The sequence below is a fragment of the Streptomyces sp. SL06 genome (assembly GCF_058244745.1).
On the sequence record NZ_JBSYOT010000002.1, the window covers coordinates 6,297,484 to 6,317,940 of the forward strand.

The 20,457-nt window shown below is 71.3% G+C and carries 16 protein-coding genes and 1 pseudogene; 8 read left to right on the top strand and 9 right to left on the bottom strand.

Annotated elements, in window-relative coordinates:
• Positions 1–549 carry an MmyB family transcriptional regulator gene (locus AC4IHM_RS28950; RefSeq protein ID WP_490869905.1) on the bottom strand — a complete coding sequence of 183 codons (549 nt, stop codon included), beginning with the start codon at positions 547–549 and terminating at the stop codon, positions 1–3.
• Positions 550–1,029: 480 nt separating this feature from the next.
• On the opposite strand from AC4IHM_RS28950, the gene AC4IHM_RS28955 reads away from it, so the two are divergent.
• Positions 1,030–1,980 (top strand): NADP-dependent oxidoreductase, encoded by a 951-nt coding sequence (locus tag AC4IHM_RS28955; protein WP_490869906.1) that lies wholly within the window; start codon positions 1,030–1,032, stop codon positions 1,978–1,980.
• 139 nt (positions 1,981–2,119) lie between these two features.
• Here AC4IHM_RS28955 and AC4IHM_RS28960 read toward each other — a convergent pair whose 3' ends face one another.
• Together AC4IHM_RS28960 and AC4IHM_RS28965 are read right to left on the bottom strand one after the other, a co-directional pair.
• Positions 2,120–3,451: an MFS transporter gene (locus AC4IHM_RS28960; RefSeq protein ID WP_490869907.1), complete on the bottom strand. Its 1,332-nt coding sequence runs from the start codon at positions 3,449–3,451 to the stop codon at positions 2,120–2,122.
• The gene (locus AC4IHM_RS28965; RefSeq protein WP_490869908.1) at positions 3,448–4,113 is read right to left on the bottom strand and encodes an ArsR/SmtB family transcription factor; all 666 of its coding nucleotides are present in this window, start codon (positions 4,111–4,113) and stop codon (positions 3,448–3,450) included. Before AC4IHM_RS28965 ends, AC4IHM_RS28960 begins: the two co-directional genes overlap by 4 nt.
• 318 nt (positions 4,114–4,431) lie before the next feature.
• On the opposite strand from AC4IHM_RS28965, the gene AC4IHM_RS28970 reads away from it, so the two are divergent.
• Complete coding sequence (locus AC4IHM_RS28970; protein ID WP_490869909.1) at positions 4,432–5,625, top strand: winged helix DNA-binding domain-containing protein; 1,194 nt, start codon at positions 4,432–4,434, stop codon at positions 5,623–5,625.
• A 72-nt stretch (positions 5,626–5,697) separates the two neighbouring features.
• Here AC4IHM_RS28970 and AC4IHM_RS28975 read toward each other — a convergent pair whose 3' ends face one another.
• Both AC4IHM_RS28975 and AC4IHM_RS28980 read right to left on the bottom strand, forming a co-directional pair.
• Positions 5,698–7,707, bottom strand: coding sequence for a GxGYxYP domain-containing protein (locus tag AC4IHM_RS28975; protein ID WP_490869910.1), 2,010 nt, complete (start codon positions 7,705–7,707; stop codon positions 5,698–5,700).
• A gap of 124 nt (positions 7,708–7,831) precedes the next feature.
• Positions 7,832–8,440 carry a mycothiol-dependent nitroreductase Rv2466c family protein gene (locus AC4IHM_RS28980; RefSeq protein ID WP_490869911.1) on the bottom strand — a complete coding sequence of 203 codons (609 nt, stop codon included), beginning with the start codon at positions 8,438–8,440 and terminating at the stop codon, positions 7,832–7,834.
• 417 nt (positions 8,441–8,857) lie between these two features.
• Between AC4IHM_RS28980 and AC4IHM_RS28985 the strand changes: the two genes are divergently transcribed.
• The 6 genes and pseudogenes from AC4IHM_RS28985 to AC4IHM_RS29010 all read left to right on the top strand — a co-directional run bounded on the left by AC4IHM_RS28985 (position 8,858) and on the right by AC4IHM_RS29010 (position 14,863).
• Positions 8,858–10,438, top strand: a complete 1,581-nt coding sequence (locus AC4IHM_RS28985; RefSeq protein ID WP_490870971.1) for a prenyltransferase/squalene oxidase repeat-containing protein — start codon at positions 8,858–8,860, stop codon at positions 10,436–10,438.
• Positions 10,435–11,121, top strand: a complete 687-nt coding sequence (uppS, locus tag AC4IHM_RS28990; protein ID WP_490869912.1) for a polyprenyl diphosphate synthase — start codon at positions 10,435–10,437, stop codon at positions 11,119–11,121. Before AC4IHM_RS28985 ends, uppS begins: the two co-directional genes overlap by 4 nt.
• A 210-nt stretch (positions 11,122–11,331) precedes the next feature.
• Positions 11,332–12,093: a terpene synthase family protein gene (locus tag AC4IHM_RS28995; RefSeq protein ID WP_490869913.1), complete on the top strand. Its 762-nt coding sequence runs from the start codon at positions 11,332–11,334 to the stop codon at positions 12,091–12,093.
• Positions 12,094–12,108: 15 nt separating this feature from the next.
• Positions 12,109–13,446 (top strand): protoporphyrinogen/coproporphyrinogen oxidase, encoded by a 1,338-nt coding sequence (locus AC4IHM_RS29000; protein WP_490869914.1) that lies wholly within the window; start codon positions 12,109–12,111, stop codon positions 13,444–13,446.
• Between the two features lie 80 nt (positions 13,447–13,526).
• Positions 13,527–14,331, top strand: a pseudogene (locus tag AC4IHM_RS29005) (transposase family protein).
• A gap of 112 nt (positions 14,332–14,443) precedes the next feature.
• On the top strand, positions 14,444–14,863 hold the full coding sequence (locus AC4IHM_RS29010; protein WP_490869915.1) for a hypothetical protein: 420 nt from the start codon (positions 14,444–14,446) through the stop codon (positions 14,861–14,863).
• Between the two features lie 161 nt (positions 14,864–15,024).
• Here the strand turns inward: AC4IHM_RS29010 and exaC are convergent, their stop codons facing one another.
• The 4 genes from exaC to AC4IHM_RS29030 form a co-directional block, all read right to left on the bottom strand.
• Positions 15,025–16,548, bottom strand: a complete 1,524-nt coding sequence (gene exaC / locus AC4IHM_RS29015) for an acetaldehyde dehydrogenase ExaC (protein WP_490869916.1) — start codon at positions 16,546–16,548, stop codon at positions 15,025–15,027.
• Between the two features lie 177 nt (positions 16,549–16,725).
• Positions 16,726–17,985, bottom strand: coding sequence for a GAF domain-containing protein (locus tag AC4IHM_RS29020; RefSeq protein ID WP_490869917.1), 1,260 nt, complete (start codon positions 17,983–17,985; stop codon positions 16,726–16,728).
• Positions 17,986–18,093: 108 nt separating this feature from the next.
• Positions 18,094–18,699, bottom strand: coding sequence for an N-acetylmuramoyl-L-alanine amidase (locus AC4IHM_RS29025; RefSeq protein ID WP_490869918.1), 606 nt, complete (start codon positions 18,697–18,699; stop codon positions 18,094–18,096).
• A gap of 475 nt (positions 18,700–19,174) precedes the next feature.
• Complete coding sequence (locus tag AC4IHM_RS29030; protein WP_490869919.1) at positions 19,175–20,383, bottom strand: ROK family protein; 1,209 nt, start codon at positions 20,381–20,383, stop codon at positions 19,175–19,177.
• Between the last annotated feature and the right edge of the window lie 74 nt (positions 20,384–20,457).

Genomic DNA, 20,457 nt, shown 5'->3' on the forward strand with positions numbered 1-20,457 from the left:
TCAGCGATCCGCGCCTCCCGGGCGTGCCCGCGGGCCGGGGGACAGCAGTCCGGCGAGCAGTTGGAGCCGTTCGGCGTCGGGGCTGTTCTCGGCGGCGGTGCAGACGATGAGCACCGGTCCGGGGCTGCCCGGTATCGGGTAGGCGTCCCAGTCCAGGCTGAGTTCGCCGACCAGGGGATGGTTGACGCGCATCTGGCCGCGGATGGGTTCTTCCACGTCGTGGCGGGCCCACAGGGCCGCGAACTCGTCGCTCTGCACGGCGAGTTCACCCACCAATTCGACGGCGCGCGGGTTCCCGGGATCGGCGGCGACCTGGGTCCGCAGCATCCCGATCAACTCGGCGACGGTGGCAGCCCGTTCCGGGCACACCTGGTCGGCCTCGGGATGCAGGAACAGCGACAGCAGATTGCGCTGCGACCGGGGCCGGTCGGTGAACTCGCCCAGCAGGGCCCCGGCGAGGGGGCTCCAGGCCAGCACGTCCAGGAAACGGCCGACGACCAGAGCGGGCGAGGTCATGGTGCGCAGCAGGCGCAGTGTCGTGTCCGGCACCTCCTCCGGGACGTACGGCCGCGGGCCGCGGGCCGGGGTACGCGCGGCGGCGGCGAGGCTGTGCAGGTGCCGGGCCTCCTCGGCGGAGAAGTTGAGGGCACGCGCGAGCGCGTCCAGGACCTGTTCGGAGGGCCTGACGTTCGCGCCCCTGCTCCATGCGCTGGTAGTAGTCCGAACTCACCCCCGCCAGCAGCGCCAACTCCTCCCGGCGCAGCCCGGCGACGCGTCGCCTCGGGCCCGGTTCCAGGCCGAACGTCCTGTGGACGCAGACGGGTTCGGCGGGTGCGCAGGAACTCGGCCAGTTCGCGCCGGGGGTCGCTGCTCATGGTGAAGGGGGCGTCGGTCACGGGCTCAGTATGCCGTGGGCGCGCGGGGCGAGGGTGGGTCTGCCGGACCCAGGACAAGCGGAACGAGCGTGATGGCCGCCGAAGGGTCCAGCATCGGACCAACCACACAGCGGGGTCACGGAAGGACAGCGACATGAAGGCCGTTCAGATCACGAGCTACGGCGCGGCGGACGTACTGCGGATCAACGAGGTCGAACGTCCGCAACCCGCCGCCGGCGAGGTCCTGGTGTCGGTCGAGGCGTCCAGCGTCAACGGGCACGACGTGATCCTCCGCGCCGGAGGGCTGAAGATGGTGTCGGGACGCAAGTTCCCCATCGGTACGGGGCTGGACTTCGCGGGCACCGTCGCCGCGACGGGCGTGGGCGTCGAGGATTTCCGGGTCGGGGAACGGGTGTGGGGCATGGTGCATCCCCGGCAGCGGCACATCACCGCGGGGGCGGCCGAGTTCGTGGCGGTGCCCGCGGACCGTGTCGCCCATGCGCCTGAAGGCGTGTCGCCGGTCGAAGCGGCGTCCCTGGTCGTCGCGGGAGCCACGGCACTGACCGCGCTGCGCGACAGCGCGGGCCTCGCGCACGGGGAACGGGTCCTGGTCCGGGGCGCGGCCGGCGGGGTCGGCACCGCCGCGGTACAGCTGGCCCGCGCGCTGGGCGGCCGAGTGACCGCACTGGCCCGCGAACGCCACACCGAACTCCTCACCGACCTCGGCGCCGACCGGGTCCTCGACTACGGCTCCACCACCTCGGACCGGATCGGCCCCTTCGACGTCATCGTCGACACCGTCGGTACGGAACTCAACTGCTACCGAAGCCGGTTGGCCAAGGGCGGCCGGATGGTCACCGTCGCCCTGTCCGCGTCGGCCCTGACCGCGATCGCCGCATCGAGCGTGCACGGCCCCCGCCGCATCCGAACCTTCAGCGCCAACCCCGACACGGCCCTGCTGCACGACGTGGCCCACCACGTCACGTCCGGAGCACTGCGCCCGATGGTCGACCACGTATACCCCCTCAAGGACATCGCCACGGCACACGAGGCCTTCCAGCGCGGCGGAGCCGTGGGCAAGCAGGTGGTGACGGTGTCCGCGTAGCCGATCGCGATCGCGGGTTCCGGCATCATGTGGCGGGCCGCGACGCGACCGGACGAACGCGCCGAGCGGGGCCGCCCAGGGGAGACCGCCTCGAACCGGCACGACGAGCAGGAGACGCCCGCTCCGTGTCTGCGCAACGTCATGTCGGCACGTCCGCACTGCCTTGTGAGACGGCTTCCTTGGAATGCGGCTTCAGGACGCCCCGCCCACGCGTACGGTCGATCTCGCGCCATTCCGGCCGCAGTCCGGCCAGACTGGTGGTGAGGAAGTACGCGGCGCCGCAGGCGAGCAGCACCGGCACGAGTCCGACAGCGGTCACCGCCGCCCCGGCGAGCAGTCCGCCGAGAGGGATACCGGCCCAGGCCAGCGAGTCACCGAGCGCGTTGACCCGGCCCAGCATCCGGCGCGGCACCCGCTCGACGAGGACGGCCCCCAGTACTGGGTTGACGAAACCGGCACCGAACCCACTGACCGCGAAGACGGCCGGCACCAGCCCCAACGGGGCATCGAAGGCGAGGATCAGAAACCTCGGTGCCCCGGCCAGCAGGAACCCGGCGAGAACCACCACCCGCCGCTGCAGCCGGTGTGCGACAACCGCGGCGATCAGGCTCCCGCCTGCCGCCGCGGCCCCCATGACGCCGCCCATCAGCCCGATAACGGCCGGCCCGTTGCCCGACTCCCGGGCCCAGACAGGTACGAGCACCGAGACGAACGCCGCGTCCAGCAGGTTCGTGATGCCGACCATGACGATGACCGCGAGCAGCAACGGCTCGCCACGCAGGAAGGTGAAGCCCTCGCCGAACCGCCGCCAGTAGCCCGGCCCCGTCTCCCCGGCCGACGAGGAGTGGTCCTCGGCCGCGTGCACCGTGCCGCGAGGCAGCGCGAGTTTGATGATCACCGACCCGAGCGCGAAGCAGCCCGCGTTGACGGCGAGTCCGGTCAGGGGACCGAGCAGCGCCACCAGGGACCCACCGGCCGCCAGGCCGACGGTGGAGGCGAGCCGCTCGATCACGCCGGACAGACCGGTGGCCCGCTCCAGTGGCACCCGGCCGCGCTCGGCGGCCTCCGGGACCATCACCTCCTTGGCCAGGTCACCGGGTCCCCGGGCCGCGCCGATCAGCGCGACCAGGACCAGGAGAAGGGGAAAGGAGAGCAGATCCAGGGTGTGGAGCAGGGGAACCGCGGCGGCGGCGATCGCGCTGGCCAGATCCGTGGTCCAGGAGACGGCCCGCGGTCCGGTCCGGTCCACCAGCGGTCCGGTGAGCGCCTTCACCACCACGTAGGGAGCCATCTCGCAGAAGGCGACCAGTCCGGTCTGGGCAGCGCTGCCTGTGGTGACGAGGACGAACCAGGGCAGTGCCACGACGGAGATCCGAGTGCCGGTCAGCGACACGGCCATGGCCGCCAGCACGCCGACCAGCGGCCGTAAGTACCTCTTGTCGGGTATGCCGTCGGCCGCGTCGTCGGTCATGGCGTCGGGCCGCCCTCTTCTTTCCGAGGGCGGGAGGGGAGCGAGGACGCGGCAGGCGGATCCGGTTCGGGCAGGATCTTCGCAATCACGGCGACCCGTTCGGCTCCGTCGGGGGCGGCGGCCGCCGTCTCCGGCGCGTCTCGCCGGTAGCGTGCGATGACGTCCGTCAACTCCCGGTGCAGGGCGGCGGCTTCCTCGGGGGTGAGCCGCAGGGCCCAGTCGCTCATGTCGAAGGTGTTCCGCCATACGCGGGGCATCGTCTGGAGATCGTTGAGGGTCTGCCGTGTGCGCAGGGTGTAGATGGCGGCGACAGACTGCTGGTAGGCCAATGCGGCCGCGGGCTCCCGCTCAGCCAGCTCCGGATCGTTGAACCAGGTAGTCCGGTGCACCGAACGCCACCAGCGCTCTCGCGCGTTGCCGCGCTCGGTGTCCTCCTCGACGAAACCGGCCGCGCCGAGCTGCCGGAGGTGGTAGCTGGACGTACCGGAGTTCACACCCAGCCGCTCCGCGAGGCGGGTGGCCGTCGACGGCCCGTACTTCCGCAGCAACCCGACCAACTGCACGCGCACCGGGTGCGCCAGGGCACGCAACCCCTTGGCATCCAGGACAACCGAGTCTTCTTCACCGTCCGGGCCGTCCGGCTCCTCCACTGCATCAGCCACGCGGCATACGATAGTCCGCGGAGAGTTCTTCGCGAAGAACTCTTCGCGATTCAACTCCGTGATGTGGCGCCGTGTCATCCATCGACCGATCGGTGAGCAGGACCAGACCCGTGGCACCGGATCGGTCCGCCCATGCCCCCCTGGACGGGTGTCGCCGCAGAGCCGAAGAGACCGGTCGGCCACCCGTGCCGGCAGTGATCGCGAGCCCCGCCAACACACCGTGTCAGCGCCCGAGTTGATCCTTACGGACCAGTTCGCCCGTACACTCTCCCTCTCGTGGGCAAGCGGGACCGGTCGCGGCACAAGGGAGTGACGGACATGCGGCGTATCGACGCGGCGGAACGACGGGCCCGGCTGGGAGTGCGGCACCGGCTGGCGGTCGCCGCCCGTGCGAAGGACCCGGTCGAGGTGGCGGGCGACCTCGTCGCGCTGCACAGTACCGACCCGTCCTCCGTGTACCTCTCCATCTGGGCGCGGACGAACGGCGGTTCGGTGCCGGACGTGGAACGCGCCCTGTACGAGGACCGCACCCTCATCCGGCTGCTCGGCATGCGCCGTACCGTCTTCGTGACCACCCTCGACGTGGCCCCGGTGATGCAGGCCGCCTGCTCGCAGGCGGTGGCCGCGCGCGAACGCCGCAAGCTCCTCGGTTACCTGGCCGCGTCCAAGGTCGCGGACGACGAGGCGGGCGTACGCGCATGGCTCGCCGAGACGGAGGACATCGCCGTACGCGCGCTCGCCGCGCGCGGCGACGCGACGGCCGCCGAACTCGCCGGCGACGACCCCCGCCTCAGTACGACGGTCGTCCTCGCGGTGGGCAAGAGTTACGAGGGCACGCAGAAGGTCGCGAGCAGACTGCTGCTTCTGCTCGCCGCCGAGGGACGCGTGGTACGCGGCCGGCCGCGCGGCTCCTGGACCTCGCACCAGTACCGCTGGGCACCGCTGACCGACTGGTCACCCGGCGGCCTCGCCGAGTTGGACACCCGCGAGGCGGAGGAGGAACTGGCCCGGCGCTGGCTGCGCGCCTACGGTCCGGCCACGGCTGACGACCTGCGCTGGTGGGCGGGGTGGACCAAGACGCAGGTCAAGCGCGTGTTGACGGCGCTCAAGCCGGTCGAGGTCGATCTCGGCGGTGGCACGACGGGCCTGCTCCTGCCCGACGACCTGGAGGAGACCGAGCCGCCGGAGCCGTGGGCCGCGCTCCTGCCGGCACTCGACTCCACCCCCATGGGCTGGCACGAACGCGACTGGTTCCTCGGCGCCCACGCCCCGCGCCTCTTCGACCGGGCCGGGAACATCGGCCCCTCACTGTGGTGGGACGGCCGCATCGTCGGCGGCTGGGCCCAGGACAGCAGCGGCGAGATCGTGTGCCGTTTCCTGGAGGACGTCGGCACGGACGCCGAGGCGGCGGTACGCGCGGAGGCGGAACGCCTCGCCGTCCCCCTGGGCGACGTCAGACTGAGCGCCCGCACGCGGGGTCGTACGTGGCTGGAGGACGAGTTGGCGGGGTAGCGCCGGGGAGGCGAGAGCGAGGCGGGGCCCGGGGGTTGTGCGGGCGTGGCGGCTCCTGGGCAGTGACCCGCGCTAACCGCGCCTCCGACTCCCGTTCAGCAACTCGAAGAACGCGTCACCCCGCACCACCTCGAACGGGTCGTCCAGGAGCGCCGCGACGGTCGCGATGTCGCTCGGTGTCCAGCTCCAGGCGTTGACGGCCGCGGCGACGAACAGGGGCCCGGACGGGTCCCGGCCCTCGGCGTGCTTCAGCAGCGCGTCCCGGAACTCCGCGCCCTTGCCCTGCGGATAGAAGTTGCCGATCACCGGGATTCCGCCGGCCCGGGTCTGGAGATCGCCGGTCTCCCAGGACTGGATGATGCCGCGCAGGGGCGTGTCGCGGGCGTACGAGGCGACGACGCGTTCGTCAAAGGGGATCCAGCCGTCGTCCGCCGCGTTGCGCGGGTTGTAGGCGTACACGAGGTCCATGCCCGTGCGGCGCAGGTAACGGCCGGTCAGTTCGGTGTAGGCGGCCAGGTGTTCCTCGGGCCACGAGGTGGGATACGTGTAACCGGCGCCGGACGGGCCGCAGATGAGGAGATCGTTGTCGGTGGCGGTGCGCTGGTAGTGGGCGAGCAGCGCGGGGCCGAGGTCGGCGAGCAGAGGGCTGACGGTCCAGTTGACGGGCACGGTGCCACGCGCCGGGTCCTCCCAGATGTCCCGCATACGGCGCTGGCAGTACTGCGCGTTGTCGCCCTCGCCGACGGTGAACGTGACGTAGACGCGGTTGCGGAGCCTCGCCCTCGGCCGCGTGCGGACCCGGCCGGAGACGCGCGCGGGGACGCCCGCGTGGACCGTCGCGTTCATGTAGAAGTCCGTGGCGACGACCTCGACGCCGTGCCGCGAGGCGCGGTCGACGCCGCCCCATTCACCGGCCACGTCGTTGGGGAACCAGCCGGTGTAGGGCGTGGTCGGCGCGAGTCGGCTCAGTACCTCGTCGAGCAGGTCACCGGTCTCGCCCGTGGGCGGCAGCCACAGGACCATGGCCCTGCTCGCGACCGCGTAGTCACGGAAGTTGGGGAACGGTTCGACGCGGGTCGGGACCGTGGTGGTCGCGGTGACGAGGAACTGGTTCCACACGTCGACCTCGGCGACCAGCCGCCTCGTACCCTCGGGGACGCTGAAGCGGTAGATGAAGTAGCCGCCGCTGCCGTCGCTGAACCGGTTGGCGTCGCCGCCGACGGAGGAGTTGAGGCCGTCGAAGAGGTAGGGCCTCTCGGCCTCGGTGCCCGGGGTGAAACGGGCGATCCGCACTCCGTCGGCGTCCAGGGCGACGGAGCCCACGGACGCACCCCAGCCGTCGTCGCCGAAGGAGTCCTGGAACCGCAGATACACGGTGTCGCCGTCGCTCAGCTCCGGGCTCAGGTCCAGAGCGCGTGTCCGGCGGTTGGAACCGTCGCGCACACGCTCCGTCTCCCTCGCGATCTCCCGCCACTTCACCCCCGCGGCGCGCACGGTGCGGGTCGGCGGCAGCCCGGCCACCAGCGTGTGGGCGCAGCGCGGGAAGAGGTGCTGGAGTTGCCGGCGGTAGGTGGCGGGCACGTCGTCGGGGTCGAAGCGGCCGCGCAGGTCGGTGACGGTGCGCAGGCCGTGACGGTCCGCCTGCTCCGCGGTGGCCGCCACCGCGTCGGTCAGCCCGGCCAGGGTGGTCGCGACATTGACCGAGTCGGGCACCTCCCGGTCGATCAGCACGGCGCCGCGCACTTCGTGGCGATACCGGCTCACCAGGTCGAGGGCGTGGTCGTGAGTGGTGACGCTCGCGCCGGTGCCGGACAGCCAGCGCAGGTCGGTGTCCCCGGTGTCGAAGCTGAAGTAGAGGCGTGGGTCACGGCGGTTGACGACGCCCTGGAGGGTCGTGAGGAGCAGTTGGTCGTAGCCGTCGAGGCCGCTGACATCGGCCACGTCGAGTCGGGTGGGGCGACCGAAGGACGGAAGCAGACGGGGCGCCGGGGCGGCCTCGGCCCGGGGCGGCGGTACGAGTCCGAGCCCGCCCGCCGCGAGAACCGCGCCGCCCGTCCGCAGCAGACCTCTCCGTGTCACCATCGACGATCTCCGTTTCCCGCAGCCGCCACGCTCGGGCGTCGACATCGTTGTCAATCGCCTGTGAACGTAGCGAGGCAGACGGCGGCTGTCCATGGTGTGCACGGGCATGACCGGTTTCCGGCGGTCAGTCGAAGCGCAGGCTTCCGGTCCGTTCCCGCTTGAGTTCGAAGAAGTCCGGGTGCTTGGCGAGCGTGCGTACGGCGTCGAAGAGGTGGGCCGCTTCCTCGCCCCGGGGGATGCTGTTGAGCACCGGCCCGAAGAAGGCGGTGCCGTCGATGCGCAGGGTGGGGGTGCCGACGTACGCGTCCGACGCCGGGTCCTTGCCCGCGTCGTGGCTGCGGCGCAGGGCGTCGTCGTGCGCCGTCGTGCCGGCCGCGTCGGCCAGGGCCGCGGGGAGCCCGAGTTCCGCCAGGGCGTCGGCGGCGACGGCGGTGAAGTCCTTCTCGCCGCGGGTGTGGATGCGCGTACCGAGGGCGGTGTAGAGGTCGCGCAACACGTCGGGGGAGCGGTGTTCCGCCGCGGCAACGGCGACGCGGACCAGGCCGAGGGAGCGGTCGACCAGGTCGCGGTACCAGGCGGGCAGGTCGTTTCCCTCGTTGTGCAGGTAAAGGCTCATGACGTGGAAGCGGACGTCGAGATCGCGCAGCGGCTCCACTTCGAGAAGCCACCGCGAGGTGATCCAGGCGAAGGGGCAGGCGGGATCGAAGTGGAAGTCGACTCGGGTGTTGGTCATGCGTGCAGCGTAGGTGGCCATTGGCCCGCGTCCCGGGGCCAATTGGCTCCGGACTTCATGGGCCATTCTGCGCCCGCCTTCGAGGGGGAGTCCGACCGGCAGGGCGCGGGCGACGACACGATCACCGACGTAGACGCTCTCGCCGATGTCGAGCGTGACGAAGACGATCGCTTCGCCCTCGGTGCGCGGGCGCGGGCGCGGGCGCGGGCGCTGGCGACGTGGCGGTGGAGCGGCGACGGCACCACACCGTTCAACCGGTTGAGGAAGCCCGCCAAGGCGCCGAGGTCCGGTGCCTTCCGCCGGGCTCGCGCTTTCACCCGGCCGGGTGGTTTCGCGGGAGAGAATTCCGCTCGTTCCACCTGTGGTCATCCCGTTGGGCAGCGTTCTCCCTGTCACTACGGAGAGGGGGGCTTGTCGGTGCGACCGTGGATGATGCCCGGGGCCGACCGCTGGCCGCAGGAATTGTTTCCGGCGCAGGTCGCGGAGGCACACACATGGCTGATGCTCTCGCTGGCCGCGAAGGTGGGGGCGGACGGTGCGGTCCGCGACGGCTGCCGCAGCCGTGTCCTGGAATCGGTTCTGGCGCTGCGGCTGCTCGAACGCACCGGCCATGACGCCCGAGCGGCGGATGCGCTGCGCCGCTTTCTCCGCAAGGGGGCTCCGGTCACGGGCCTGGAGCGGGTCCTGGCCGCTGCGGCTCTGGAACAGCGGAGGATCGCGGCGGACGATCTGTCGGTCGGCGAGGTGACGGGGACCGCCCCGGACTTCACGGCGGTCCGCAAGCGCGCGTTGGTCCATGCGCTGGCGACCATGGTCGACGAAAGGTTCTCGCCCGAGTGGGAGGAGGCGGCGTTCGAGCTGAAGGGCCTGCACAGTTGGGCCGCCGTCCAGGTCACGGCGACGAAGACGCTCCTGGCCTGCGCGACGGGGCGCCTCGACCGGGTCGGCGACGAGGACGTGCGGCTCCTGCTGGACACCCAGTACCGACCGGATGTCTGGGAGGGCAACGTCCTCATCCATCTGTCGGTGCTGCACGCCCTGTCCCGGCTTCCCGGGACCTCGGTGGTCGTCGCGGACGGAGTACGCCGGGCGCTCGCTCATCAGCGGGCCGACGGCGGGCTGCCCTTCGTGTCGGACACCGACACCTGGTGCACCGCGACCGCCGGGGTGGCGCTGGCGGCCGCGAAAGCTCCGCAGGAGGTACTGGACCGGCTGGCCGGTCACCTGGTGAGGCGTCAGCAGCCCGGGGGCGGCTGGTCCTACACCGATGCATCCCTGCAGACGGATGTGGACGACACCTCGGTCGCCGTGCAGTGCCTGCACCTGGTCGACAGCGCGCGGCACCGGGAGGAGATATCCCGCGGGCTGCGCTCCGTGGCCTCGGTGGCCGGGCCGGACGGAGGCTTTCCCACCTATGCGGCGGGGGCGCCGTCCGAAGCCTGTATGACCGCGGCGGTGGTGGACGCCCTCACCGTGCGCCGGGCGGAGCACGGCGCCCTGATCACCAAGGGCCTGCGCTACCTGACTGGGCAGCAGCGGCCCGACGGATCGTTCCCACCGGACTGGAGCAGCAGCAGGCTGCACACTGTCTTCCGTGTGCTGCTGGCCGCCGCCCGCCCCGGATGCGCGCGGTCTCCGCTGGTACGGCGCATGGTGGAGCGGAGCGGACACCTGGTGGTCTCCCAGCAGAACGGCGACGGGGGCTGGGGACAGCAGGCGGGTGACCCCAGCGACATCATCAGCTCGGCCTACGGGCTGATCGCCGTGTGCGGGCAGGCCGATCCGGCGCCCGCCGTCGCCGCGGCGTCGTTCCTGGCCGCCGCCCAGGGCGACGGCGGCCTGCGCGGGGTGCGTCCGGACTCGATCGGCCCGAGGCCGTTCGTGTTCACCGTCCCCGTTCTGGCGGAGATCTTCGCTCTGCTCGCCCTCGGGCAGCTGGCGGGCCGTACGGCAGCCGCCGGGGCAAGAGCCGGTGAGCGGCTGGCGGGCACCCGGTGAGCGGGCCCGTTCCCCGGCATGTGGGCATCGTCCCGGACGGCAACCGGCGGTGGGCCCGCCTTCACGGGGTTCCCGTGCTGGAGGGCTACCGGCGTGGTGCGGCCAGAACGGTCGAGGTGCTGGAATGGTGCGAGCGGGCGGGGGTGGAGACGGCGACCGTGTGGGCCCTGTCACTGGACAACGCCGCAAAGCGGCCCGAACTGCCGGTCATGCTCGACGCCATCACCGAACTCACGCACGCGCTCACCGCCCGCGCCGGTCGGCGGCTGAACGTACTGGGCTCCCCGGAGCACCTCGACGCCCTTGGGCTGGCCTCGCTGTCGGCCCGGACCCGCCAGTCCCCGGACGGGTCCGACGAGCCGGACGGTCTGCGGGTCAACCTGGCGGTGGCCTACGACGGGCGCGAGGAGATCCTGGCAGCGGTGCACGCCGTGCTGGCCGAGGGCGGCACCGGGGCCCTGAACCGTGAAGCGGTCGACAGGCAGTTGGGGCGGTGGGGACAGCCCGACTGCGACCTGATCCTGCGCGCGTCCGGCGAGCGGCGGCTGTCCGGATTCCTGCTGTGGCAAAGCGCCCCGGCCGAGCTGTACTTCAGCGAGGAGCTGTGGCCGGACTTCACCAGGGAGTCGTTCCACGCCGCGCTCGCCTCCTTCGCCGCCCGCGACCGGAGGTTCGGCGCGTGAGCGGCCCACGGGAGACCACCACGTCCGCTCTCGCCTCCTACGCGCACCGTCATCTGCTCAGGTTGTCCCCGCCCGTCGCCCGGCACCCCGCGGCCCGGGAACTGGAGGCCGACGTTCCGTACCTGGGCGGCCCGCACCGGCCTGTACACGGAGGAAAACGGACGGCGCGCACTGGAACGCCGGTGCATCGGCCACCTTGTCGGCTGCTGCATGCCCCAGGCCCCCACCGCCGTGGCCCGGCTCACCGCGCGCTACCTGTGCTGGGTGTTCCACTTCGACGACACGGTCGCCGAACACTCCGACCGGCTCACAGCACACCTGGCAGCGGACCCGCCGGGCCTCCTCCTGTCCGGGCGTACGCGGCGCGACGCGCCCTCCTGTGTCCACCTGACCTCTCTGGCGGCCGTCCGCTCGGGCATCGTGGAAGCCGGCGGACGGGAACTGCTGCCGCAGCTCGCCGAAGGACTGCGCCGCTACCTGGACGGCTGCACGCGCGAAGCGCCCTGGCGGACCACAGGGTCTCCCCCCGCACTGGACGCCTACCTGCGCGAGCGCACCCACACCGCCGGGGGCCACCCCCTGTACCTCCACCGCCTGGCCCCCGGGATGCCGCCCCCTGGCGAACAACTGCCCGACTCCCTGGCCGGACTCGCAGAGCTGGCCTTCCTCATCGGAGGGCTGGCCAACGACCTCCTCGGCCACGCCGTCGAACACCAACAGGGCGACCCCGTCAACGTCGTCACCGTCCTCGCCCACGAGTACGGTCTGCCCCTGCCCGACGCCTATCGGGCCACCGTGGTCCTCCACGCCGGCCACAAGCACCGCTTCGACACCGACCACGCCCGCCTGCTCGCCGACCCCGCCCTCACCCCACCCCAGCGGCGCCTGGCCCGCGCGATCGCGGGCTGGGTCGACGGCAGCGCCGCGGCGATCGAGCCCTACCTCCACCACCTGCTCTCCAGCCCTCCCTGAAGGAGCCGGCACCCCATGCCATCCCAGCCCACCATCGTCGTCGTCGGCGCCGGCATCGCCGGACTCACCGCGGCCTGGCGCCTCCAGAAGGCCGGCCTCGCGGTACGCGTCCTGGAACGCGAACCGCAGGCCGGCGGGCGCATGCGCACCATCACCCAGGACGGCTTCCGCATCGAGCTGGGCGCAAGCATCCTGGCCACCAACTACACCGGCATGCGCGGCTTGATCTCGGAACTGGGCCTCAGCCACCAGTTCGGCCCCTCCAGCTCCGTGTGCGGCTTCCTGCGCGACGGCCACGTCCACCACATGCGCGCCGACTCGCCTCTCGACCTCCTGCGCACCCCCTTGGTCGGCCTGCGCTCCAAGCTCGCTCTGGCCCGAGTCCTGCCCGACCTCGTACGCCACCGCAGACGCCTGGACTGGGACACCATGGACCAGAACAGCCACCTGGACCGCCTCAGCGCCACCCAGTACGCGCGACGCCACCTCACCCGCGAGATCCACGACCACCTGTGCGAACCGCTCTTCGGCGGAGGCATCGTCCTGGGCGACCCGGCCGAACTCACCGCGGCAGACATGCTCTTCTACGGCGCCAAGTTCCTTGTCCCGCACTTCAACACCCCCCAGGGCGTGGGCATACTCACCCAGACCCTCGCCGACCGGCTGCCCGTGACTCTCAACGCCACCGTCACTGCCGTACGCACCACCGACCAGGGCGTCACCCTCTCCTGGTCCCGGGACGGCACGCCTCAGCCCGACGAGCACGCGCACGCCGCTGTCGTCGCGCTTCCAGCACCGCACGTGCCCGGCGTACTGCCTCAGCTGGGCAAGGAGGACGCCGACTATCTGCGCTCCGTTCCCTACTCCCGCGGCCTCGGAATCTCCTTCGGCCTCTCGCTCCCACCGCGGGAGGCGTCCCCGAACATCTTCATGTCCCGCGTGGCCCACCCGGAGATCGCCGGCATCGAGCTGCACCACAACAAGATCCCCGGCCGCGTCGACGGCGGCCAAGGCTTGATCACCGTCTATCCCCGCAAGGCCTTCACCGAAAAGTGGTGGGACCAGGACGACGACGCCATCGCCACCCGTGTCCTGACCACCACCGCAGCCGTCCTGCCCGGTATCCAGGACACCGTCCTGACCACCTACGTCAACCGCCGCGACCCCGCCCTGGTCGTCCGCCCACCCGGCGGCTACGCCGCCCTGCGCGCCTTCAACGCCCGCCGCCGCTCCGCCAACCCCCGCATCCAGTTCGCAGGCGACTACTTCGGCCCCTCCAGCACCTACGGCGCCCTCCGCTCAGGCGAACACGCCGCCGCACGCCTCCTGGAACACCTCGGCCCCGACCACTGAGTGAATCTCTTTCATCCTGTGCTGTCGGGTGAACCAGGCTGGTCAGGGGCGGTGACGTGGCGAAGCCCCTCGTCGTTGGTGTGGTGATCTCACTCAACACGCCGACGGCCGGGGGGCTTCGTTGGTTCCGTATCCTTCCACGCTCGATGTCCCGCACGAGCTGGTCGAGCATGTCTCATGGCTCATCTACGCCCGAAGGTGTGAACGCCACGCTCGCCGGCGCAGGTTGAGCTGCTTCCGTCAGGCACAGCTCGCCCTTGCCCACCTGCGCAAGAACGAGACGCTCGCCCGGCTCGGCGCAGGGTTCGGCGTCTCCGAAGTGACGGCCTGGCGGTACGTGGACGAGACGGCCGACGTCCTCGCCGCCTGGGCGCCCGGCCTGCGCGAGGCCCTGACCGGCCGCGGCGAGGACGACTCCGTGATCCTGGACGGCACCCTGATCCCCACCGACCGGGTCGCGGCGGACGAGCCGTACTACTCCCAAAAGCACAAGAAGCACGGCATGAACGTGCAGGTCGTCGCCGCACCCGACGGCACACCCCTGTGGTTCTCGCGGGCCCTGCCCGGACGTACCCACGACCTGACCGCCCCCCGCGCTCACGGAGTGATCGAGAACTGCCACACGCGGGAGATCCCCGTCCTGGCCGACCGTGCCTACCAGGGCACCGGCGCTACCGTCCGCACCCCCTACTACCACCACCACGAACTGCCCGATCACTACCAGCAGTACCACCGGGACCACGCCCGACTACGCGCCCCGGGCGAACGCGCCTTCGCACAGCTGAAAACGTGGCGCCTCCTTCGTCGAGCCCGATGCTCGACCAACCGCATCGGACGCATCGTCGCCGCCGTCCACACCCTCTGATCTGCGGATACGGAGGATGAAAGAGGCTCACTCACCGGCGCAAGGACGGCTGCTTCGCCGAGGAACTCTACTTCTCGATCCGACTGGACGACGGATCCTGGACAGCAACGGAACACCTCTCCGGTGACGTTCATGGGAATCGATCCGGCCAACCCCCGGGAAATCGCAGGACTTCTTAACGGCAGGTCGCCGGCGCTGTTCGGCGAATCCGAGACACAACTGCTCACCGGCCGACATCAGGCCGACGACGGATATGAACTGCTGCGCTTCCATGAATTGCTCGTGGACAAGGATGCCAGCCATCTGGACATCGAGAAAACCTCACCAGAAGCTGACCCTGGGTTCGGCCGGATCCATAAGCCAATCACTTCTCAGGTCGCACTCCTCGCGCTCTTTCCTGGAGAGCGCATCACCATTCGCGCGATGGTGCGGAAAGAGACTGGTTCATACCCTCTTGGTGAGCCGTACGAGCTGACCGGCTCTGACCCCGGGCACACAGCCGACTCGCCAACCTGGGATGAAGACTCATCGATGACAAACCCGGAGAGCTGACCGCGATTCGTCAGTGGGGTCCCCCGGAGCAGCTGGCCAGAGGCGGGAGACAGGTGGGACGAATCGGGAGTGAGGTAGAAATTCGCTTCGCGACTCAGGGTGAGTGCGGCAAGGGCGCCTGACCAGGCAACTTGCCTGGTCAGGCGCCCTTTTTGGGGTCTCTAGAAGAAGCCCAGCTTCTTCGGGGAGTACGACACCAGAAGATTCTTGGTCTGCTGATAGTGATCCAGCATCATCTTGTGGTTCTCCCGGCCGATGCCCGACTGCTTGTAGCCGCCGAAGGCGGAATGGGCCGGGTACATGTGGTAGCAGTTTGTCCACACGCGGCCCGCCTGGATCGCGCGGCCCGCGCGGTAGGCCGTGTTCATGTCGCGGGTCCACACCCCCGCGCCGAGGCCGTAGAGGGTGTCGTTCGCGGTCTTGATCGCGTCGTCGAAGTCGTCGAAGGGTGTCACGGCCACGACCGGGCCGAAGATCTCCTCCTGGAAGATCCGCATACGGTTGTGGCCCTCGAAGATCGTCGGCTGGACGTAGTATCCGCCCTTCAACTCACCTTCGTGCTCGATGCGTTCACCGCCGGTGAGTACCTTGGCGCCCTCCTGCCGGCCGATGTCCAGGTAGGAGAGGATCTTCTCCAACTGGTCGTTGGACGACTGCGCGCCGATCATCGTGTCGGTGTCCAGGGGATGGCCCGGCTTGATCAGCTCGGTGCGGGCCACGGCGGCCTCCATGAACTCGGCGTAGCTGCCGCGCTGGACGAGCGCCCGGGACGGGCAGGTGCACACCTCGCCCTGATTGAGCGCGAACATCGTGAAGCCTTCGAGCGCCTTGTCGCGGAAGTCGTCGTCCCGGGCCCAGACGTTGTCGAAGAAGATGTTCGGTGACTTGCCGCCGAGTTCCAGCGTGACGGGCTTGATGTTCTCCGAGGCGTACTGCATGATCAGCCGCCCGGTGGTGGTCTCCCCGGTGAACGCCACCTTCGCCACCCGCGGGCTGGACGCGAGCGGTTTGCCCGCCTCCACGCCGAAGCCGTTGACGATGTTCAGGACACCGGGGGGCAGCAGGTCCGCGACCAGGCTCAGCCAGTAGTGGATCGAGGCCGGGGTCTGCTCGGCGGGCTTCAGGACCACCGCGTTGCCGGCGGCGAGTGCGGGGGCGAGCTTCCAGGTGGCCATCAGGATCGGGAAGTTCCAGGGGATGATCTGCGCGACCACGCCCAGCGGCTCGTGGAAGTGGTACGCCACGGTGTCGTCGTCGACCTCGCCGAGGGAGCCCTCCTGGGCGCGGATCGCCCCCGCGAAGTAGCGGAAGTGGTCGATGGCCAGCGGGATGTCGGCGGCCAGAGTCTCGCGCACCGGCTTGCCGTTCTCCCAGCTCTCGGCGACCGCGAGGCGTTCCAGGTTCGCCTCCATGCGGTCGGCGATCTTCAGCAGGATGTCGGAACGCTCGGTCACCGATGTGCGGCCCCAGCCCGGAGCGGCCTCGTGCGCGGCGTCGAGCGCCCGCTCCACGTCCTCCGCCGTACCGCGCGCCACCTCCGTGAACGGCAGGCCGTTCACCGGGGACGGGTTCTCGAAGTACTGCCCGCGGGACGGCGGCACGTACTCGCCGCCGATGAAGTGGTCGTAGCGCGACTCGTAGGAGACGATCGCGCCCTCGGTGCCGGGCGCCGCGTAACGGGTCATCCTGTCTGCCTTCCTCATCGAACGCCGCCCGCCGTTGGACAGCGCTGCGCGCGAGGCTAGGGAGCGGGACGTTGCAGGGACGTTGCGGTGAGATGTCGGAGGGGTGGTGCGGGGACCTTCGCGCGAGCGGCGACCACGAGCGGGCCGCAGCACTGTCCAAGGCAGCCGGTCAGCCGGTCACCACGCGTTCGGCACCGCCAGTTCCTCCTCCAGCGCCGCGAGCCGGGAACGGGTCGCCGCCGTGGGCCGGACCGCGGCGAGCGCGCGCCAGACATCGAGGTCGTCCCCGCCCCACGGTGCGTGCGCCCAGTCCGCCAGCAGGTCGGGATCCCGACAGGCGATCAGAGCGGCCCGCAGGCCGTCGGCGAGCCGGCGCCTCAGCCGTACCACCGCCGGCGCCTGGGAGCCGGGCAGCAACGGACCGGAGTACGCCGTCGCGGCCGCCGAGACCGCACCGGCCCGCAGACGACGTTCGACGACGGCGGCGTCGGACTCGACGGGCATCGCGAGCCGGTACGGCCGGGACGCCAGCCGTCCGGACCCCAGGATGCCGCGCAGCCGGGCCAGTTCGGCACGCAGTGTCACCGGCGGCACCGTCTCGTCCTCGTACAGCGCGCACAGCAACTCGTCTCCGGTGAGGCCCTCCGGATGGTGCGCCAGCAGCACCACGATCTCGCTGTGCCGCCGGCTCAGCCGGACTCTGCGGCCCTCCGCGCTCAACAGGGCCTCGTCACGGCCCAGCGCGGTCAGCTCGGCCGCCTCCGCCCCGGGCCGTTCCGGGGTGAGCAGCGCCAGCTGCGACTCGGCGGCACGCGCGACCGCCTGGACGAAACCCAGACTGTGCGGATGCGCCAGGCCGTCCCCGCCGGTGATGTCCACTGCGCCCAGTACCCGCCCGGTGCGTGGATCGTGTACCGGAGCCGCCGCGCACGTCCACGGCTGGACCCGTCGTATGAAGTGCTCGGCCGCGAAGACCTGGACGGGCCGGCCGACGGCCACCGCCGTGCCCGGCGCGTTCGTCCCGACCGCGGACTCCGCCCACCGGGCGCCCGGCACGAAGTTCATCCGTCCCGCCCGGCGCCGGGTGGTCGGATGCCCCTCGACCCACAGCAGTCTGCCGTACGCGTCGCACACCGCGAGCAGATGCTCACCGTCGGAGGCGAAGGTCCCCAGCAGCTCCCGGATCAGCGGCATCACCCGCGACAACGGGTGTTCGGCCCGATAGGCGCCGAGGTCACCGTCCATGAGCTCCACGCTCGCGGTGCCGTCCGGGCCCACACCCGCCCGGACCGACCGCCGCCACGACTCCGCCACCACGGCACGCACGGGCTGCGGCACCGTCCCCGCCTCGGTGAACGTCTCGTGTGCGCGCCGCAGCGCCCGAGCGCGTTCGACGGGGTCGGCACCCGCTTCCAGAGCCAGCCATGAATCAGTCATCTCGGCCTCCCCGGACGGTGATGCGATTGGGGACATCGTCACTCCGCGGATACGCGCGGACAACCTCTTCGACCGTGCGGATCACCGAGACATGGCGGACCGCCGGCGTCAGGCGAAGTTGACCAGTCTGATGTAGCGGGTCCAGTCCCAGAAGGGCCCCGGGTCCGTGTGGTCGCTGCCGGGCACCTCGTGGTGCGCGATGATGTGCGTGCGGTCCTTGGGGATGCCGTAGGCGGTGCAGACCGCCGCGGTGAGCCGGGCCGACTGCTCGTACAGGGCGTCGGTGAAGTACTCGGGCCGGTCCACCCAGCCCTCGTGCTCGATGCCGATACTGCGCGTGTTGTAGTCCCAGTTGCCCGCGTGCCAGGCGATGTCCGTCTCGCGGACGCACTGCGCCACGTGCCCGTCGGAGGACCGGACGAGGTAGTGCGCGGACACCTGCTTCTCGGGGTCGCGGAAGATGGAGAGGGTGTCGGCGTACGTCTCCTGCGTGACGTGGATGACCACGTAGTCGAGGGGATAGGCCGAGGGGCGGCTCGACTGGCTGTAGTTGGACGCGTTCGCGGGCTGCCACTCCGCGGAGGGGTAGTCCACGGCCCGCGGTGCGGCCGCGGCCCGCGTGCCGGAGAGCAGGGCGTACGGGACGGTGGCGAGCGCGGCGCCCTGGAGGAGTCGCCGCCTTGTGGGGGCCGGTGCTGTCCTTTCCCTTTCCATGGGTACTGCCCTTTCGTCGACGGGCCCACGGGCCCGGTGGGGGGATCAGCCGTTCGACATGGCTGAGAAGGGGAACGCTGGCGCGGACGTTTGCCGGTCTCTGTGCGAGGTGCGTCCGCGTGAATCACCGTACGGGGAGCGGGGGTTGCGCAGAAGAGCGCCGCGCCGTTCCGTGGACAGCCACCGCCTTGTGGACATTGCGCTCACTCGATCGAGTGAAATGGGGTGCGGGAAAGGGCCTCGGACCGCTGCCCGGTTCGGACCGCTGCCCGGTTCGGACCTCCCGGTTCGGACCTCCCGGTTCGGGTCGACTCCGCCGCCGTCGGCACCGGCTGACGGGGTGAAGGCTCTTCTGCGACGGCGGCCGGGCGACGGGGCGGAGGGCCGTTCTGGGACAGTCACCCGCTCCCCTGCGGCACGGTCACGGACCGGTCCGGGCCCCGCAGCCGTGGCAGTCGTGGACGGCGGATCGGGCTCAGGCCCGCTCGGCCACCACCGCGGGATCGTCCAGGACCGCCCGCACCACCGAGTGCGCGGCGCCGAGCAGTGGACCCTCGGGGCCCAGCTCCGACACGGCGACCGGGCAGGCCGGACCGGCAGTGCGCCGGGACATCTCGTCCCGCAGCGACGGCAGCAGCCAGGGCGCGAGCCCGGCCAGCGCGCCGCCCAGCACCACACTCTCCGGGTCCAGCAGATTGACCGCGCCGGTCAGCGCGATGCCGAGCGCGACGCCCGCCTCGCGCAGGGCACGCCGTACGTCCTCGTCACCCTCCGCGGCACGCCCCGCGAGCAGCCCGACATGATCTTCGCCAGGCTCCATGCCCGCCGCGCGCAGCACCGCCTTCTCACCGGCGTACTGCTCCAGGCACCCGCGCCCGCCGCAGGCGCACTCCGGCCCCTCGGGACGGACCGGCACATGACCCAGCTCGCCCGCGAATCCACGGGTGCCGCGCAGCAGCCGTCCGTCGAAGACCACGGCGGCACCGATGCCGATCTCGGCCGAGACGTGCAGGAAGTCCCGGGGGGTGCCGTCGCCGAGCCACAGTTCGGCCAGAGCGCCGAAGTTGGCCTCGTTGTCCACGGTCAGCGGGAGGTCGGCGGGCAACAGCGTGCCGAGGTCCGCGTCGTGCCAGTCCAGGTTCGGGGCGCGCACGACGGTCCGGCCGTCCCGTGCCACGAGACCCGGCACGGCCACCGCGAGCCCGGCCGGCCACAGCCCCTCGGTCTCCGCCACCGCGACGACCTGCCGCACCAGCCCGGTGAGCTGCCCGATCACCGGCTCCAGCGAGCGGCCCCGGTTGCTGCCGTACCGCACGGCACGCGACCGCACCCGGCCACGCAGGTCGACCGCGCAGACCGCGAGGTGGTCGACGCCGACCTCCGCCCCGATGCCGGCCGGGCCCCGCGCGCTGACGGCGAGGGCCGAGCCGGGGCGTCCCACCCGGCCGGGACGCTCGGGTCCCAGTTCCTCCAGCAGGCCCGAGCGGATGAGTTCGTCCACGAGGGTCGACACCGCCGCGCGCGTCAGCCCGATCCGTGAGGCGACGGCGGCCCGGGACAGGGGGCCCTCGGCGCTGACGGTGTGCATCACCCGGGCGAGATTGCGGCGGCGCATGCCCTGCTGGGTGTCCGGCAGCGCGCGCCCGGGGCGGGCCGGGTGGGCTTCGTGCGGTGGTGCGGTCATGCCTCCGTCAGTCCCTGGTCGGTTTCCTCGGTCAGTTCTTCGGCCGGCCCCGACGGCGACATCCACGGCGGACG

Excerpts from the sequence above, each read along its gene's own strand:
- AC4IHM_RS28980 (WP_490869911.1), bottom strand. The coding sequence starts at position 8,440 with ATGACCAACACCCGAGTCGACTTCCACTTCGATCCCGCCTGCCCCTTC.
- AC4IHM_RS29010 (WP_490869915.1), top strand. The coding sequence starts at position 14,444 with ATGGGAATCGATCCGGCCAACCCCCGGGAAATCGCAGGACTTCTTAAC.
- AC4IHM_RS28975 (WP_490869910.1), bottom strand. The coding sequence starts at position 7,707 with ATGGTGACACGGAGAGGTCTGCTGCGGACGGGCGGCGCGGTTCTCGCG.
- AC4IHM_RS29025 (WP_490869918.1), bottom strand. The coding sequence starts at position 18,699 with ATGGAAAGGGAAAGGACAGCACCGGCCCCCACAAGGCGGCGACTCCTC.
- AC4IHM_RS28960 (WP_490869907.1), bottom strand. The coding sequence starts at position 3,451 with ATGACCGACGACGCGGCCGACGGCATACCCGACAAGAGGTACTTACGG.
- AC4IHM_RS28955 (WP_490869906.1), top strand. The coding sequence starts at position 1,030 with ATGAAGGCCGTTCAGATCACGAGCTACGGCGCGGCGGACGTACTGCGG.
- AC4IHM_RS28995 (WP_490869913.1), top strand. The coding sequence starts at position 11,332 with ATGCCCCAGGCCCCCACCGCCGTGGCCCGGCTCACCGCGCGCTACCTG.
- AC4IHM_RS29030 (WP_490869919.1), bottom strand. The coding sequence starts at position 20,383 with ATGACCGCACCACCGCACGAAGCCCACCCGGCCCGCCCCGGGCGCGCG.
- exaC (WP_490869916.1), bottom strand. The coding sequence starts at position 16,548 with ATGACCCGTTACGCGGCGCCCGGCACCGAGGGCGCGATCGTCTCCTAC.
- AC4IHM_RS29020 (WP_490869917.1), bottom strand. The coding sequence starts at position 17,985 with ATGACTGATTCATGGCTGGCTCTGGAAGCGGGTGCCGACCCCGTCGAA.
- AC4IHM_RS29000 (WP_490869914.1), top strand. The coding sequence starts at position 12,109 with ATGCCATCCCAGCCCACCATCGTCGTCGTCGGCGCCGGCATCGCCGGA.
- AC4IHM_RS28970 (WP_490869909.1), top strand. The coding sequence starts at position 4,432 with ATGCGGCGTATCGACGCGGCGGAACGACGGGCCCGGCTGGGAGTGCGG.